Raw genomic sequence first — 15,224 nt, 5'->3', positions numbered from 1 at the left:
TATGTTTGAAAACTTGTTTTCTCGTGGCAGAATAGGGACTATGGAAACAAAAAACAGGGTCGTCTTTACAGCTATGGGAAACGCCCTTGCGAATTCCGATGGAACTGTTTCGGAAAGGGACATCCAATTTTACGCGACTAGGGCAAAAGGTGGAGTAGGGCTCATTATCACCGAATGTATGGTTGTAGACGAGAGGGGCAAAGGTAACACCAGGCAGATGTGTGCGTATGACGATAAATTTATACCCGGTCTCAGAGCTCTGGCCGATGAGGTGCACAAATACGGTGCGAAGATCGTGGCTCAAATTTATCATCCGGGAAGGCAAGGAATTTCTGCGATAAATGGGAATATGCCGATGGCGGCGCCGAGCGAGGTGGAATGCAAAGTCGTGCATCAACCCGTGAGGGCAATGAGTACGGAAGAAGTCGAGGAAATGGTAAAAAAATTTGTAGATGCTGCAGTTCGAATAAAGAAAGCCGGATTCGACGGAGTTGAAGTCCATGGAGCGCACGGATATTTAATAAACCAATTTTTGAGTCCATATACAAATAAAAGGACTGACAAGTACGGTGGAAGTTTTGAAAACAGGATGAGGTTTTTAGAAGAAATAGTAATTGGCATTAGAGAAAAGTGCGGAAAGGATTTTCCACTTCTTGTAAGATTGACGGTCGATGAATTTTTGGAGAAGGTGGGGCTTCCAAATGAAGGGCTTCATCTAGAAGATGGGGTAAAGATAGCAAAGAGGCTTGAGGAGCTGGGCGTAGATGCACTGGATATAAGTTGCGGTATATATGAGACTATGAATGTGTCCTGGGAACCGTCATCTTACGAGCAGGGATGGAAGATATATCTTGCTGAAACGATAAAGAAAGCTGTTGACATCCCAGTAATAGGAGTTTCAGTAATAAGGGACCCCGAATTTGCAGACAGGATGATAAGGGAAGGTAAGATCGACTTTGCGGGTTCCGCAAGACAGCATTTTGCTGATCCGGAATGGGCAAATAAGGCAATGGAAGGTAAAGTAAATGAAATAAGAAAGTGCATATCTTGCCTTTATTGTATGGAAACCTTAATTGGTGCCGATATAACAGGAATGCCTTGCCAGTGCAGCATAAACATCCAAAGTGGTCGTGAATGGGAGTTAAATCAACTTAAGGAGGATGGGGAAGGTAGGATTGTAGCTATAATAGGCGCAGGGCCTGCGGGGCTTGAGGCAGCAAGAATACTGGCGAAACGGAAGTTTAGGCCGGTGATTTTTGAAAGGACCGATAAAATAGGCGGACAGTTGAACCTTGCAAGCAAGCCTCCCAAAAAGGAGAAGATAAATTGGCTCATTGATTATTTTAAGTCTCAGATTGAAAAGGAAAATATAGAGGTAAGATTTAATGCGATGCCGGCAATTGATGAATTAAAGGCACTTAACCCCTATGCGGTGTTTGTAGCTCAAGGTTCAGAGCCCATAATACCTAAATCGATTCCCGGCATCGAAAGCGAAAACGTATTTACAGCAGAAGATATATTAGGTGAGAAAGTATATATATCCGGTAAAAAAGTAGCAGTAGTTGGATCTGGAATGACGGGGCTTGAAACCGCTCATTACCTCGCGGAAAAAGGAAATGAGGTCAGTGTATTTGAAATGCTAGATGAAATCGGCCCGGGATTATTTTTCCAGAATTTAATAGATGTTTTAGGTCATTTGAAAGCATATAATGTAGAGCTAAATCCAAACCACAAACTTGTTGCGATAAATGGAAATGAAGTGGTTTTTGAGAACACGAAAACTCAAGAAAAAGTCGTTTGCAACTTCGATTACGTGGTGCTGTCTATTGGGAGGACACCGAATAAAAACTTGGTTGAAGAGATAAAAAGCAGCTTTGAAAAGGTCTTTATATTGGGAGATGCAGAAAAAGCAGGGAAAATAAGAAATGCTATAGAGGCTGGCTTTTTAGCAGCGTATAATTTGTAAAATACTAATGAAGCTAAAAAGGGGGAAATCCGAGATGTTGTTATCCTATTCGAGATACGCCCAATTGTGTCCAATTATTTACGGAAAAGGAACTGTAAGTGTTTTGGGCGACGAAGTCAAAAAACTAGGATGTTCGAAGGTGCTCCTGGTATCAGATAAAACTGTGTCAAAACTTGATATTTACCAAAAGTGCAAAAAAAGTCTAAGTGATGCTGGCATAAGATTTGTAGAATTTGATTAAATATTACCTGATCCTCCGGATTATATAGTCAATAAAGGCGGAGAAGTGGCAAGAGAGCAAAAAGTTGACGGGATAGTGGCTGTAGGTGGAGGAAGCGTAATGGATGCGGCTAAAGGCATAAATATACTTATAAATAGTCCGCCGCCCATAAACCAGTATTTTGGGAATCCCTTTTTTAAGCCCGGCGTTCCCGTTGTGATGGTGGTGACAACAGCCGGTACCGGAAGCGAAAGCACAGGAGTCGCTGTAATAACAGATACTGTAAATAATGTTAAAAACTCTGTCTTTGGAGTAGCTTCCCTTGGAATATTAGATCCCGAAGCTACGATAAGCTTGCCAAAGGATGCCACTGTCCATACGGGGATGGACGCATTCGCCCATGCAGCTGAAGCTATTACGGCAAAACTGCCTAATCCTAAATCACAGCTTCTTGCCTTTGATGCGATTAATAAAATAATTAAGTATCTGCCGGTTGCTGCCGAAGATTGTGTCAACATCGAAGCAAGAGCAAATATGCTTCTCGCTAGCAATTTTGCAGGTATAGCCTTTAACGATGCCTTAGTACACTTAGGACATGCCATAGCTCACACCATAGGTGCGAAGTTCCATGTAGTCCATGGCGAAGCATGTGCTCTGGCGTTACCCGAAGTGATGAAATACGCTGCTACAGTGGATGCATCTAGGGTAAAAATTGTGGGCGAAGCGATGGGCCTTGATTTTTCAGGCAAGGAAAGTGGCGAAGAAATTGGCGAAAAGGTGGCCCAAGCCATAAGAAGGTTCATGAAGGGATTGGGAATAAGGCCGCTTAGAGAGCTTGGGATATCTAAAGAAGATTTATTGGGCACGGTTGATATGGTATTTAAAGATCCTTGCTACAGTTTTGTTCCGCGGCAATTGGAAAGAGAAGAAATTTTGAAGATATTGGAAAATATGTACGAAAATTATTAAGCAAAAAATCCACCCTCAAACTGTCAAAGTTTGGGGGTGGATTTATTTTTGATTTGCAAAGGCTAATTTTATTTTGTGTCACTTTATGTAATTTACTACATCCTTTTTCCTTTCTATGGGACGCGGTGGTTTTTCCAGGTCTGGGTAACCCAAGGCTACTGCAAAATAAGGCTCATAACCTTCTGGCAGCGAGAGTTTTTTCACCTCTTCTTCCATAGAAAACAAGAAATTTATAAGGCCAATCCAGCACGCTCCGAGGCCCAGGCTGTGAGCTGCAAGCAACATGTTTTGAGTGGCGGCGCTGCAGTCGATGAGAGGCGAATAAGAATCTTTTTTGCCGGAGACCACTATTACGGTTGGCGCGTTGTAAAATAAATGCAATTTCTCATTTTTTCCCATGGCGGCTATCCATGGAACTTCCGATTCCGCCATGGCTTTTTTCGCCGCGAGGCTGAAGTGGTCGATTAGCTCCTTGTTCTGGATTACAGTAAAATGCCAGGGCTGCTCGTTGTGACCGCTGGGTGCATGGATTGCCGCTTCTATAATGGCCTCTATTTCCTCATCCTTTATCTGTTCGGGCTTAAAACGCCTTATGCTCCTTCGGGTTTTTATGGCGTTGATTACCTCGTTCACAATATTTCCCTCCCTATTTTTTATTATAGCTCGCCTTTTAAAAAGTTGAATTTTTCGTTTCAAGTCTTCTAAAGTATATTTGCGTGACTTCTCAATTTGACCAAAAGTATAAATAAAAGGTTTTATCCCTCGATTCTCACATTCTTGTTTAAGTTTCTTTGAAAATTTTGGACGCCCCCCAGTTAAAACCTTACTCGCTCCAGATCTATGAGATAAACCCTTGTCTTAAACTTCAAAATGCAACGGGTCTGTGAGATAGCTTTTTCTTTACCACTTCAAATTTTACCTGAGTAATTTTATTTTCCATTTTTAGGGTATAGACATATTACTGTGAGTCTTTTAGGATGCCTTTTTAAAATAATTATAACGTATAGAAAAATTGATTTGAATAAGCTACAATTAAAATAAAAAATTTAGATAAAAAGTTTAGATAAAGATGGAGGCGTATGTGAGTGTTTCAACTGAGTGAAGAACAGGAACAAAGAGCCTTGAGGCTCCACAGAGAGAGCATCATTTTCGACGCCCACTGTGACACTGTCCTTCAAGTGCTAGAAGGGAAGCGAACTTTAGGCGAAAGGTCGGAGGATGGACACGTAGATGTACCAAGGCTTAAAGCAGGCGGGATAAAGGCACAGGTATTCTCGGTATTCGTGAGGCCTGAATGGTACGGGGATGCTGTCCACGCGACGTTAAAGGGAATAGTCACATTAACGCGTGAAATAAAAAAGAATGAAGACGATGTAATGCTGGCAAGGTCATTTAAAGACGTAAAAAAAGCGGTAGCGGAAGGTAAAGTCGCGGCCTTCATAAGTATCGAAGGGGGAGAAGCCCTTCAGGGAGACCTGGACATGCTGGAAGTTTATGCTAAAATGGGGGTTTCCTCAATTATCCTCACCTGGAACAACAGAAACGCTATCGCCGATGGTGCCGGGGACATAAGGAGCAATGGAGGGCTTTCAAGTTTCGGTGTGGAAGTGATAAAGGAGATGGAAAGGCTGGGAATGGTGGTAGACCTGGCTCACATCTCTCCTAAAGGTTTTTGGGACGCGCTGGAAGTTTGCGAAAAGCCGGTTATAGTCTCCCACGCCCTTCCGAGAAAATTCATGGATATTCCCCGGAACCTAGATGACGAACAGATAAAGGCCGTTGCCGAAAGGGGCGGGGTCATCGGGGTGAGCTTTTACTTTACAAGCTATGGAGGAGCCGAAGGCAGTTTGGAAAAAGTGCTAGATGCCATAGATTACATAGCGGACAAAGCCGGTGTCGATTGCGTGGGAATCGGGTCCGATTTCGACGGCTTTACTGGAACGGTGGAGGGGTTAGAATCTTGCGAGAAATTTATCAACATCACCCGCGGATTGGTGCATAGAGGTTTTTCTGATGAAGATATCGAAAAAATTTTGGGCGGGAATTTCATGAGGGTATATGAGAAGGTTCAAAGTTAATATGAAAGGAGAATGCATTTTGCTTATAGGTGCTCACATATCTATATCAAAAGGTTACGAAAAGGCTGTAAAAGACGCCCTTTCGATAGGAGCCAATACGATGCAGTTTTTTACACGCAACCCCAGGGGCGGAGCCGTAAAAGCCCTGGATGAAAGTGATATTAAGAAGTTAAAGGAATTAAGAAAAAGAGAAAACTTCGGTCCTCTGGTCGCCCACGCACCTTACACTATGAATATGGCGACTAATAAAAAAGAAACGGCGGATTTTACCAGGATGGTAATCAGGGAGGATTTAGAAAAGCTCGAAAAAGTCGGCGCTGAATATCTTGTGATTCATCCAGGAAGCCATTTAGGGGACGGACTCGAGGCCGGAATTGAAAGGATATCCGCTGTTTTAAAGGAAGTGGTAACCGGAAGGGAAAAGGTGATGGTGCTCCTGGAGGCCATGGCGGGAATGGGAAGTGAGGTGGGATACACTTTTGAGCAGCTTTATGACATTATGGACAAAACCGGCATCCCCGAGGCGTTCGGGGTGTGCGTGGATACCTGCCACCTTTACGGTGCGGGATATGACGTAAAGGAGCATTTAGATGAAGTGCTGGAAGAGTTCGATAAAATTTTAGGGCTTGAAAGATTGAAAGTTATTCATTTGAACGACAGCAAGTTTGGACTTGCCAGCCGAAAGGATAGGCACGCAAACCTGGGAGAAGGAGTGCTGGGACTGGAAACGATGAAAAAAGTGATAAACCACGAAGCCATTAAGGACAAGCCCTTTTTGCTCGAAACTCCCGGGGGGATGGAAAATTACAAAAAGGAAATTGAAATTTTAAAGAATATGCGAGAAAATTAAAGATTTAAAGGGTATGGTTATGAAGGAAATCTGCGAGAATGAAAAAGAACGAGTTTTAAAAATCCTGAAACTTCTCGAAGAACATTATCCGAATGCCACCACTGCCCTCCGGTATAATAATCCGTTTCAATTATTGGTGGCAACCATACTTTCCGCCCAGTGCACCGACAAGCGAGTCAATCAGGTGACACAAAGACTTTTTGAAAAATACAAAGGGCCCGAGGATTTTGCCAATTTAAAACCCGAGGAATTGGAAAATGAGATAAGAGAGTGCGGACTTTTTAAGAATAAAAGCAGAAATATAATCGAATCATCCCGAATGATTTTAGAAAAATACGCTGGACGGGTGCCGGATGAATTCGAAGAACTTGTTAAGCTTCCAGGTGTGGGCAGAAAGACGGCCAATGTTATACTTGCCAATGCTTTTGGGAAACCGGCTTTTGCGGTGGACACCCACGTGTTTAGAGTTTCGAGGCGGCTGGGCCTTTCCGATGGGAATGACCCGTTAAAAGTGGAAAAGGATCTCACCATGAGAATTCCCGAAGATTACTGGATTAAAGCCCATCATTGGCTGATTTATCACGGGCGAAGGGTATGCACTGCAAGAAAACCCAACTGCGAAAATTGTTTTTTAAAGGATCTTTGCCGTTTTTGTTCGTATAATTTTTGAATTCAAAAGGAAGGAGAGGAGCTTTCTTGGAACACAAAAAATACGTGGCTGATAGAGTAAAAGAAGTAACATTTTCCACAATAAGATACTTTTTCAACCTTGTAAATCAGATGCCAGATGCGATTTCGCTCTGCATAGGAGAGCCGGACTTTGTCACGCCCCCGCATATAAGGGAGGCGGCTAAGAAAGCATTGGACGAAGGAAGGACTTCGTATACACCCAATCCGGGAATTATGGAGCTCCGCTCGGAGATAGCCAATTATTTAAAACGCCGTTTCGGCCTCTCTTACAGCCCTGAAAAAGAAATCATCGTGACGATAGGAGCAAGTGAAGCTATAGATGTGGCGATGAGAACGTTGCTAAATCCGGGCGATGAAGTGCTCATCCCAGAGCCCGCTTTCGTGGCGTATAAACCTTGCGTGGTCCTTGCCGGAGGAAGACCGGTTTCCGTGCCCACGTATATGAAGGACGGTTTTGCTTTAATGCCGGAAGTTCTGGAAAAGCACGTGACGTCCAGGTCTAAAGTGCTCATGCTCTCCTATCCCAACAATCCAACTGGAGCCATCATGAGCCGCGAGGAGCTCATGAACATTGCGAAGGTCGCCGAAAAATATGATTTAATTGTCGTATCCGACGAAATCTATGCTGAACTCACTTATGGGGTGGAGCACACCGCCTTCGCCGCCATTCCGGGGATGCGGGAAAGGACCGTTACGATAGGCGGTTTTTCGAAAGCCTATTCCATGACCGGTTGGAGACTGGGTTATCTTGCCGCTCCCGAAGGATTGGCGGAAGAATTGCTGAAAGTCCACCAGTACAGCGTAACTTGTGCCCCTACTATGGCGCAATATGCGGCTGTTGAGGCTTTGAGAAACGGCGACGAAGATATAAAAAGGATGAGAGAAGAATACGACAGGAGGAGGGTGTTCGTCTATAGCAGCTTAAAGAATATGGGACTTGAGTGCTTTGAGCCAAGAGGGGCCTTTTACATCTTCCCTTCGATTAAAAACACAGGCCTTTCGTCCGAAGAATTCGCAAATAGGCTACTTTATGAGATGAAGGTGGCCGTAGTGCCCGGGAGTGCCTTCGGCGAAAGCGGCCAGGGTTTTGTAAGAATTTCTTATGCTGCATCTATGGATAACATTGAAAAGGCAATGGAAAGAATCTATCAGTTTTTAAAACAAATATAAACGTACGATATTCAAAAAAATAAAGTGTATTGTTCGGAATTTTACTTGATTATTTGGTCAAAATGTAGTATTATGTATTTAGTTGAACGAACAAATTGAATACTTTTCCGGTACCCTTATATAATTCCAGGAATATGGCCTGGAAGTCTCTACCGGGCGGCCGTAAACCGCCCTGGCTATAAGGGGTAGTTGGTTATTGCCAAAAACCCTTTGGGCTTTGAAGGTAGAGATTTCCTCTACCTTAATTTTTTTTATTACGTTTTATTACGTGATTTGGAGGTCGGCCGCATTGAAAGAGGATGGGATGAAGGGCTTTCCTAGAATTGGCATCATAGGCGGCGGGCAGCTGGGGAAGATGATGGCGCAAGAGGCCAAGAAAATGGGCTTTTTTGTAAGCGTATTGGATCCGACGCTCGGTTGTCCTGCATCTTCTGTTTCGGATATACAGATAGTCGGAAATTTTTACGACGAAGAAAAACTAGAAGAACTTATAAAGCAAAGCGATGTGGCGACGTACGACATTGAGCATATAGCGACGGAACCGCTTAAAAGGCTGCAAGACAAAGGATACAGCATACTTCCTTCGCCTTACCTTTTGGAGGTCATCCAGGATAAATTGGCTCAAAAGGAGATACTTAAAAAAGCGGGAATTCCTGTTGCCAGATTTATGAAAATCGAACAAGTAACCATCGAGGAATTTAAAAAGTTCGGATTTCCGCTCGTCCAAAAAGCCAGGAAAGGCGGATACGATGGAAGAGGAGTGGCCGTTATTAGGTCCGAAGAAGATATGGCAAAGGCACTTCACACCGACTCTTATGTGGAAGAATTGGTCGATATAGAAAAAGAACTGGCAGTTATGGTGGCAAGGAACACCAAAGGGGAAATCAGATGCTATCCAGTCGTGGAGATGATCTTTGATGAAAGAGCCAATATATGCGATATGGTAATAGCTCCTGCCAGAATAGAAAAAGATTTGGAAGAAAGAGCAATGGAAATTGCAAAAGAAGTTGTCAAAGCACTAGACGGTGTGGGTGTTTTAGGGGTGGAAATGTTTTTGGACAAAAAAGGAAAGATATTGGTAAACGAAGTCGCTCCGAGGCCCCACAATTCCGGCCACTACACCATCGAAGCTTGTGCCACAAGCCAGTTCGAACAGCACATAAGGGCCATATGCGGTCTGCCGCTAGGCTCCACCAAACTGCTTTCTCCTGCCGTGATGGTGAATCTTTTAGGGGAAGAAGGATATGATGGAATACCGTTGGTAGAGGGATTCGAGGAGGCACTTTCCATAGAGGGACTGTACTTTCACTTTTACGGCAAAAAGATAACCCGGCCTTACAGGAAAATGGGACATGTGACGGTAATCGATGACGATGTGGAAAAGGCCATTGAAAAGGCCCAAAAGGCGAAGAACATATTAAAGGTGAAAGCGAGGTAATGATATGGAAAAACCGCTGGTAGGCATAATCATGGGGAGCGATTCCGATTTGCCCGTAATGCAGGAGGCAGCCAAGATTCTCGAGGAATTCGGCATCGATTTTGAACTAACGATAGTTTCGGCCCACCGGACTCCCGAGAGAATGTTTGATTATGCCAAAAACTGCGACAAAAGGGGCATAGAAGTGATAATCGCCGGAGCGGGCGGGGCGGCTCATCTTCCCGGGATGGTGGCATCGATTACGCCTTTGCCGGTAATAGGCGTCCCGGTAAAGACGTCGTCACTCGAGGGGATGGACTCCCTTTTGTCGATAGTTCAGATGCCGCCGGGGGTACCGGTGGCCACGGTGGCGATAAACAATGCAAAAAATGCCGGGATTTTGGCTGCAGAGATTCTGGGCATAAAGTACCCCGAAATTAAGAAAAAGGTTGCGGAATACAAGGAAAAGATGAAAAAAGAAGTGGAAGAGAAGGCAGCCAGAATGGAAAATATTGGGTATAGGGAATATTTAAAGGAAAGGGAAGTGAACAATTAATGAAAAAGCTGGAATTGATTTACGAAGGCAAGGCAAAAAGGGTTTACCGCACAGAAGATGAGGATTTTTACGTAATGGAATTCAAAGATGACGCTACGGCGTTCAACGGGCAAAAAAGGGGGACGATAAAGGGCAAAGGTGAACTTAACACCAAAATTTCTGCGGTTTTCTTTGAGATTTTAGAAGAAAATGGCGTTAAAACCCATTTCGAAAGACTTCTAAGCGATAGGGAGATGCTGGTAAAAGCGGTGAAGATACTGCCGCTCGAAGTAATAGTGAGGAATTTGGCGGCGGGGAGCATGGCGAAAAGGCTCGGACTTCAGGAGGGAACGAAACTAAAAAGTCCGGTCTTGGAATTTTGCTATAAAAGCGATGAACTAGGCGATCCGATGATAAACGCATACCATGCACTGGCAATGGATTTAGCCACCAAAGAGGAGATAGCTTTCATTGAGGAAACTTCCTTCAAAGTAAATGAAATATTGAGCCAATTCCTCATCAAGAAAAATATAATCCTGGTGGATTTCAAGCTGGAATTCGGGAGATTTAAAGGCGAAATTTTGGTTGCTGATGAGATTTCTCCTGATACGTGCCGCTTCTGGGATGCAAAAACCATGGAAAAGCTTGACAAGGACCGCTTCAGAAGAGACCTCGGCAATGTAGAAGAGGCGTATAAAGAAATACTGAGCCGAATTAAATCGTGAAAATCAAAATATTAATAGTTTTGGGGGAATTGCAATGTTTAATGCAAAAATATGCGTTAGGTTCAAAAATGGTGTGCTCGACCCGCAGGGAGCCGCAATAAAGGGCGCTTTGAATCATCTTGGCTTTGAAGCTGAGGACGTTCGGGTTGGGAAATTGATAGAGGTGAAACTTAAAGCCGGTAACTTGGAAGAAGCAAAGGCTAAGGTAAGGATGATGTGTGAAAAGCTTCTTGCAAACCCGGTTCTTGAAGATTTCAGCTTTGAAGTGGTGGAGGAAAGTATATGAGGTGTGCCGTAATAGTTTTCCCCGGATCTAATTGCGATGTGGACTGTTTTCATGTATGGAAGGACGTCCTCGGTCAGCCCACAGAATACGTATTCCACAAAGAAAGGTTTTCTGCTGAGGACTTTGATCTCATCATCCTGCCGGGGGGATTTTCCTACGGCGATTATTTGAGGGCAGGTGCCATCGCGAGGTTCTCGCCGGCGATGGACAGCGTCTATAAAGCTGCCGAAAAGGGGAAGCTTATTCTCGGCATATGTAACGGATTTCAGATCCTCCTTGAGGCAGGACTCCTTCCGGGGGCAATGATGAAAAACAGAGACCTCAAGTTTCACTGCCATGACGTATACCTGAAAGTGGGTACAGCCGATTCACCTTTCACGAACATGTACCTGCCAGGAGAAGTGGTAAAAATGCCCATAGCCCACGGTGAGGGCAATTATTACGCCGATGCCGATACTATAGAGAGGCTAAAAAGAGAGGATAGAATCGTATTTTACTATTCTGACGAAAAAGGCAATATTACAGACGAAGCGAATCCCAACGGATCGGCGGAGAACATAGCGGGGATCTTAAACGAAGAAAGAAATGTCCTCGGGATGATGCCCCATCCGGAGCGCTGCGCTGAAGAGATTCTGGGGAATACCGATGGAAAGAGGCTTTTTATGTCCATTTTAGAATACCTCGAGGGGAGGGTAAAAATTGGGAAAAGCAGAAGAAGCTAAAAAGCTGGGACTTACGGACGAGGAGTACAACCTTATAGTCCAGACGCTCGGACGTGAACCTAACGATGTGGAGCTTGGAATGTACAGCGTAATGTGGTCGGAACACTGCAGCTACAAAAATTCAAAACCGCTTTTGAAGAGATTTCCCACAATAGCACCTCACGTGCTCCAGGGGCCAGGTGAGAACGCGGGTATCGTCGATATAGGGGATAACCTGGCGGTGGTGCTCAAGATAGAAAGCCATAACCATCCATCCGCGGTGGAGCCCTATCAGGGAGCGGCTACCGGCGTGGGGGGCATAATCCGCGACATTTTTGCCATGGGGGCAAGGCCGATAGCGCTTTTGGATTCCCTGAGGTTCGGGGAACTGGATGATCCAAGGGTTAAGTACCTCTTGAGTGGAGTGGTTTCCGGGATAGCGGATTACGGAAACTGCATGGGGATACCCACAGTGGGTGGCGAAACCTATTTTAACGATGCGTACAAGGATAATCCTCTGGTCAATGCCATGTGCGTCGGAATAATCCGCCACGACGATATAATAAAGGGTAAAGCGCAAGGCGTTGGAAATTCCGTAATGCTCGTTGGAGCTGCAACTGGAAGGGACGGAATTCACGGGGCCAGCTTTGCATCCGAAGAGCTGTCCGAAGAATCAGAATCAAAAAGGCCTTCGGTGCAGGTAGGGGACCCCTTCATGGAAAAACTGCTGCTTGAAGCGTGCCTGGAGCTTTTAAAGGAAAAATGGGTGGTGGGAATTCAGGACCTCGGGGCTGCCGGCCTTACATCGGCGTGTTCCGAAACCGCTGCAAGGGCGGGTACCGGGATAGAGCTGGACGTCGCGCTGGTTCCCAGGCGCGAGAAAGGGATGACTCCTTACGAGGTGATGCTTTCGGAATCCCAGGAGCGCATGTTGATTATAGTAGAAAAAGGTCATGAGGAAGATGTAAAGAGGATATTTGAAAAATGGGACCTGTACGCCGTGAAAATAGGCGAGGTAACTGGCGACGGGATGCTCAGGGTCCTGGAAAACGGCAAAATAGTGGCTGAGGTTCCGGCAAAGTCGCTGGCAGAAGGGGCGCCGGTGATAAAGCGTGAAGGCAAAAGGCCGGTGTACATGGATGTGCAGGATCTGGATTATTCAAAAATAGAAATTCCGGAAAATTTGAGCGAAGTGCTTCTCAGGCTTTTGGCATCTCCCAACATAGCGAGCAAAGCATGGGTTTACCAGCAGTACGACCATACTGTCCGCACCGACACTGTGGTTCCCCCGGGTTCCGATGCGGCAGTTTTGAGGATAAAGGGTACTAAAAAGGGGATAGCGCTCACCACCGACTGCAACGGGCTTTACTGCTATCTCGACCCTTACGAAGGCGGGAAACAGGCGGTGGCCGAAGCGGCAAGGAATCTTGTGGTAACGGGGGCAAAACCCCTTGCCATAACGGATTGCCTCAATTTCGGAAGTCCGGAAAATCCTGAAGTGTATTACCAGTTTGAAAAATGCATAGACGGAATTTCAGAAGCCGCGAAGGCCTTAGAGATTCCGGTGGTAAGCGGCAACGTTAGCTTTTACAATGAAAGTAGCAGCAGGGTAATATTCCCCACGCCGGTTATAGGAATGGTGGGGCTTTTGGAAGATGTAAAAAAGCGCTGCACCATGGCGTTTAAAAATCCGGGAGACATAGTTGTCCTTTTGGGTGAAAACAGCGATGAAATGGGCGCTTCGGAATATTTGAGGGTGATTTTTGGTATCCAGGGTGGAAAACCCCCCAGAGTCGATTTGGAACGTGAAAAGCGGCTTCATCTTTGCTGCCTGAAGGCAATAAAAAAGGGAATTTTAAGTTCAGCCCACGATGTGTCGGAAGGAGGGCTTGCCGTAGCGATAGCAGAATCCTGCATTACCGGGAATCTTGGCTTTGAAGGGGAGATAACGTCTGACATAAGAGCTGATGCGCTGCTTTTCGGAGAAGGGCAATCCAGGATAGTAGTCAGTTTAAAAGAAGAAAACCTTCCGGCTTTAATTGAGCTTGCAGATGAAACGGGCGTTAAAGCTATGGTGTTGGGTCGTGTCGTGCCGGAGTATTTTAGGATTAACGTTAAAGATTCGAAAGGCGGCTTTAAGAAAATCGAGCTTTCCGTCGAGGAGATGGCCGATATATGGAGCAAATCTTTGGAGCGAAAGGTAGAAGAATGATGGAAGAAAAATTAAAAGAAGCGTGTGGTGTTATAGGGATATATTCCAATGTGGAAGACCCGAGTCTTGGTAGAACCCTGTATTACGGCCTTTATGCCCTTCAGCACCGGGGGCAGGAGAGCGCTGGCATTGCCGTGAGTTCTGGAAACGGTATCGACTACCATAAAGACCTCGGCCTTGTGTCAGAAGTATTTACGGAAAGAGTACTCGATAGACTCTCGGGGCACATCGGCATCGGGCACGTGAGATACTCCACAACCGGTTCTAATAGTTTAAGCAATGCCCAGCCTCTGGTGGTGAGATATAAAAACGGCTATCTTGCTGTCGCCCATAACGGAAATCTGGTAAACGCCTATGAGTTGAGGTACGAGTTAGAACAAAGCGGAGCCGTATTTCAAACAACGGTAGATAGCGAAATAATTGCATTTCTCATCGCGAGGGAGGCATCAAAAGACATAGTTGAAGCGATAAAAGGATGTATGGATAGGATAAAAGGAGCTTACGCTCTGGTCATAATGACAGAAAACAGCCTGATCGGCGTGAGGGACCCGAATGGCTTTAGACCCCTATGCCTTGGGAAGTACAACGGTTCTTTTGTGCTTGCTTCCGAGAGCTGCGCTTTCGACACCATAGGAGCTGAGTTCATAAGGGATGTAGAACCCGGCGAGATTGTGGTCATAAACAGCCACGGCATAAAAAGCGTCAAGTACAAATGTCAAGAGAAAAATTCCCTTTGTATATTCGAATTCGTTTACTTTGCAAGGCCCGACAGCACTATAGATGGCATAAATGTTTACAGGGCAAGGTGGGAAAGCGGCAGGATTTTAGCTTTGGAACATCCGGCGGATGCAGACCTGGTGGTGGGGGTTCCGGATTCCGGAACAGTGGCAGCCATGGGGTATTCGGCTCAGTCGGGAATACCCTTCGGCTTCGGACTCATAAAGAACCGCTATATAGGAAGGACTTTTATCCAGCCGAGCCAGAAGCTGAGGAGTTTGGGGGTAATGCTGAAGCTAAATGCCCTAAAATCCGAGGTGAAAGGAAAACGCTTGGTTCTGGTAGACGATTCAATAGTGAGGGGTACGACCAGCGGCCAGATAATAAAGATGTTAAAGGATACGGGTGCAAAGGAAGTTCACGTAAGGGTTAGCTCACCTCCAGTAACTCACTCCTGCTATTTTGGAATAGATACTTCTTCCCAAAAAGAATTGATCGCTGCAACCCATAATGTAGAAGAGATAAGAAAATATATCGGAGCAGACAGCCTCGGCTTTTTAAGCCTGGATGGCCTCATAAAATCTACTGGCTATAGCTGTGAAAAGTTTTGCACCGCCTGTTTTTCAGGGGAATATCCCTTGAAAGTTCCGGGAGAAAGAAAAAAATATCTTTTCGAGAAATGTTAGGG

14 protein-coding genes, 1 pseudogene and 1 riboswitch are annotated in these 15,224 nt (G+C 45.2%); of the genes and pseudogenes, 14 read left to right on the top strand and 1 reads right to left on the bottom strand.

Going from position 1 to position 15,224, the window contains the following annotated elements:
• Position 1 precedes the first annotated feature (1 nt).
• From AN618_RS00315 to AN618_RS14225, 3 genes and pseudogenes are all read left to right on the top strand, one after another.
• Positions 2–1,966 carry an NAD(P)/FAD-dependent oxidoreductase gene (locus AN618_RS00315; RefSeq protein WP_066350636.1) on the top strand — a complete coding sequence of 655 codons (1,965 nt, stop codon included), beginning with the start codon at positions 2–4 and terminating at the stop codon, positions 1,964–1,966.
• Between the two features lie 7 nt (positions 1,967–1,973).
• Positions 1,974–2,513: pseudogene (locus tag AN618_RS14230) on the top strand (iron-containing alcohol dehydrogenase); the annotation flags it as partial.
• Positions 2,514–2,540: 27 nt separating this feature from the next.
• Complete coding sequence (locus AN618_RS14225) at positions 2,541–3,155, top strand: dehydroquinate synthase/iron-containing alcohol dehydrogenase family protein (RefSeq protein ID WP_483788263.1); 615 nt, start codon at positions 2,541–2,543, stop codon at positions 3,153–3,155.
• Between the two features lie 78 nt (positions 3,156–3,233).
• On the opposite strand, the gene AN618_RS00305 is transcribed toward AN618_RS14225, so the two are convergent.
• The gene (locus AN618_RS00305) at positions 3,234–3,788 is read right to left on the bottom strand and encodes a nitroreductase family protein (RefSeq protein WP_066350634.1); all 555 of its coding nucleotides are present in this window, start codon (positions 3,786–3,788) and stop codon (positions 3,234–3,236) included.
• Positions 3,789–4,240: 452 nt separating this feature from the next.
• Here AN618_RS00305 and AN618_RS00300 point away from each other — a divergent pair, with 452 nt between their 5' ends.
• From AN618_RS00300 to purF, 11 genes are all read left to right on the top strand, one after another.
• Positions 4,241–5,233, top strand: coding sequence for a dipeptidase (locus tag AN618_RS00300; RefSeq protein ID WP_066350632.1), 993 nt, complete (start codon positions 4,241–4,243; stop codon positions 5,231–5,233).
• Positions 5,214–6,083 (top strand): deoxyribonuclease IV, encoded by an 870-nt coding sequence (locus tag AN618_RS00295; RefSeq protein ID WP_245628318.1) that lies wholly within the window; start codon positions 5,214–5,216, stop codon positions 6,081–6,083. The genes AN618_RS00300 and AN618_RS00295 overlap by 20 nt, the downstream gene beginning before the upstream one ends.
• 19 nt (positions 6,084–6,102) lie before the next feature.
• Positions 6,103–6,753: an endonuclease III gene (nth, locus tag AN618_RS00290; protein ID WP_187694849.1), complete on the top strand. Its 651-nt coding sequence runs from the start codon at positions 6,103–6,105 to the stop codon at positions 6,751–6,753.
• A 26-nt stretch (positions 6,754–6,779) separates the two neighbouring features.
• Entirely contained in the window at positions 6,780–7,943 is a 1,164-nt protein-coding gene (locus AN618_RS00285; protein ID WP_066350613.1) for an aminotransferase class I/II-fold pyridoxal phosphate-dependent enzyme, read from the top strand.
• Between the two features lie 96 nt (positions 7,944–8,039).
• A riboswitch (purine riboswitch) is annotated at positions 8,040–8,142 on the top strand.
• A gap of 105 nt (positions 8,143–8,247) precedes the next feature.
• A complete protein-coding gene (locus AN618_RS00280; RefSeq protein ID WP_066350611.1) occupies positions 8,248–9,381 on the top strand; it encodes a 5-(carboxyamino)imidazole ribonucleotide synthase in 1,134 nt (377 codons plus the stop codon).
• A 4-nt stretch (positions 9,382–9,385) separates the two neighbouring features.
• Entirely contained in the window at positions 9,386–9,916 is a 531-nt protein-coding gene (purE, locus tag AN618_RS00275) for a 5-(carboxyamino)imidazole ribonucleotide mutase (protein WP_066350610.1), read from the top strand.
• The gene (gene purC / locus AN618_RS00270) at positions 9,916–10,620 is read left to right on the top strand and encodes a phosphoribosylaminoimidazolesuccinocarboxamide synthase (RefSeq protein WP_066350607.1); all 705 of its coding nucleotides are present in this window, start codon (positions 9,916–9,918) and stop codon (positions 10,618–10,620) included. Before purE ends, purC begins: the two co-directional genes overlap by 1 nt.
• A 34-nt stretch (positions 10,621–10,654) precedes the next feature.
• On the top strand, positions 10,655–10,906 hold the full coding sequence (purS, locus tag AN618_RS00265) for a phosphoribosylformylglycinamidine synthase subunit PurS (RefSeq protein WP_066350605.1): 252 nt from the start codon (positions 10,655–10,657) through the stop codon (positions 10,904–10,906).
• Positions 10,903–11,628 carry a phosphoribosylformylglycinamidine synthase subunit PurQ gene (gene purQ / locus AN618_RS00260; protein WP_066350603.1) on the top strand — a complete coding sequence of 242 codons (726 nt, stop codon included), beginning with the start codon at positions 10,903–10,905 and terminating at the stop codon, positions 11,626–11,628. Before purS ends, purQ begins: the two co-directional genes overlap by 4 nt.
• The gene (gene purL / locus AN618_RS00255; RefSeq protein WP_066350601.1) at positions 11,606–13,819 is read left to right on the top strand and encodes a phosphoribosylformylglycinamidine synthase subunit PurL; all 2,214 of its coding nucleotides are present in this window, start codon (positions 11,606–11,608) and stop codon (positions 13,817–13,819) included. The genes purQ and purL overlap by 23 nt, the downstream gene beginning before the upstream one ends.
• A complete protein-coding gene (purF, locus tag AN618_RS00250; RefSeq protein WP_245628316.1) occupies positions 13,783–15,222 on the top strand; it encodes an amidophosphoribosyltransferase in 1,440 nt (479 codons plus the stop codon). Before purL ends, purF begins: the two co-directional genes overlap by 37 nt.
• The last annotated feature ends 2 nt before the right edge of the window (positions 15,223–15,224 follow it).

The sequence above is a fragment of the Fervidicola ferrireducens genome, from assembly GCF_001562425.1.
GTDB lineage: Bacteria > Bacillota > Thermosediminibacteria > Thermosediminibacterales > Thermosediminibacteraceae > Fervidicola > Fervidicola ferrireducens.
This window is presented reverse-complemented; position numbering and strand designations above follow the sequence as displayed.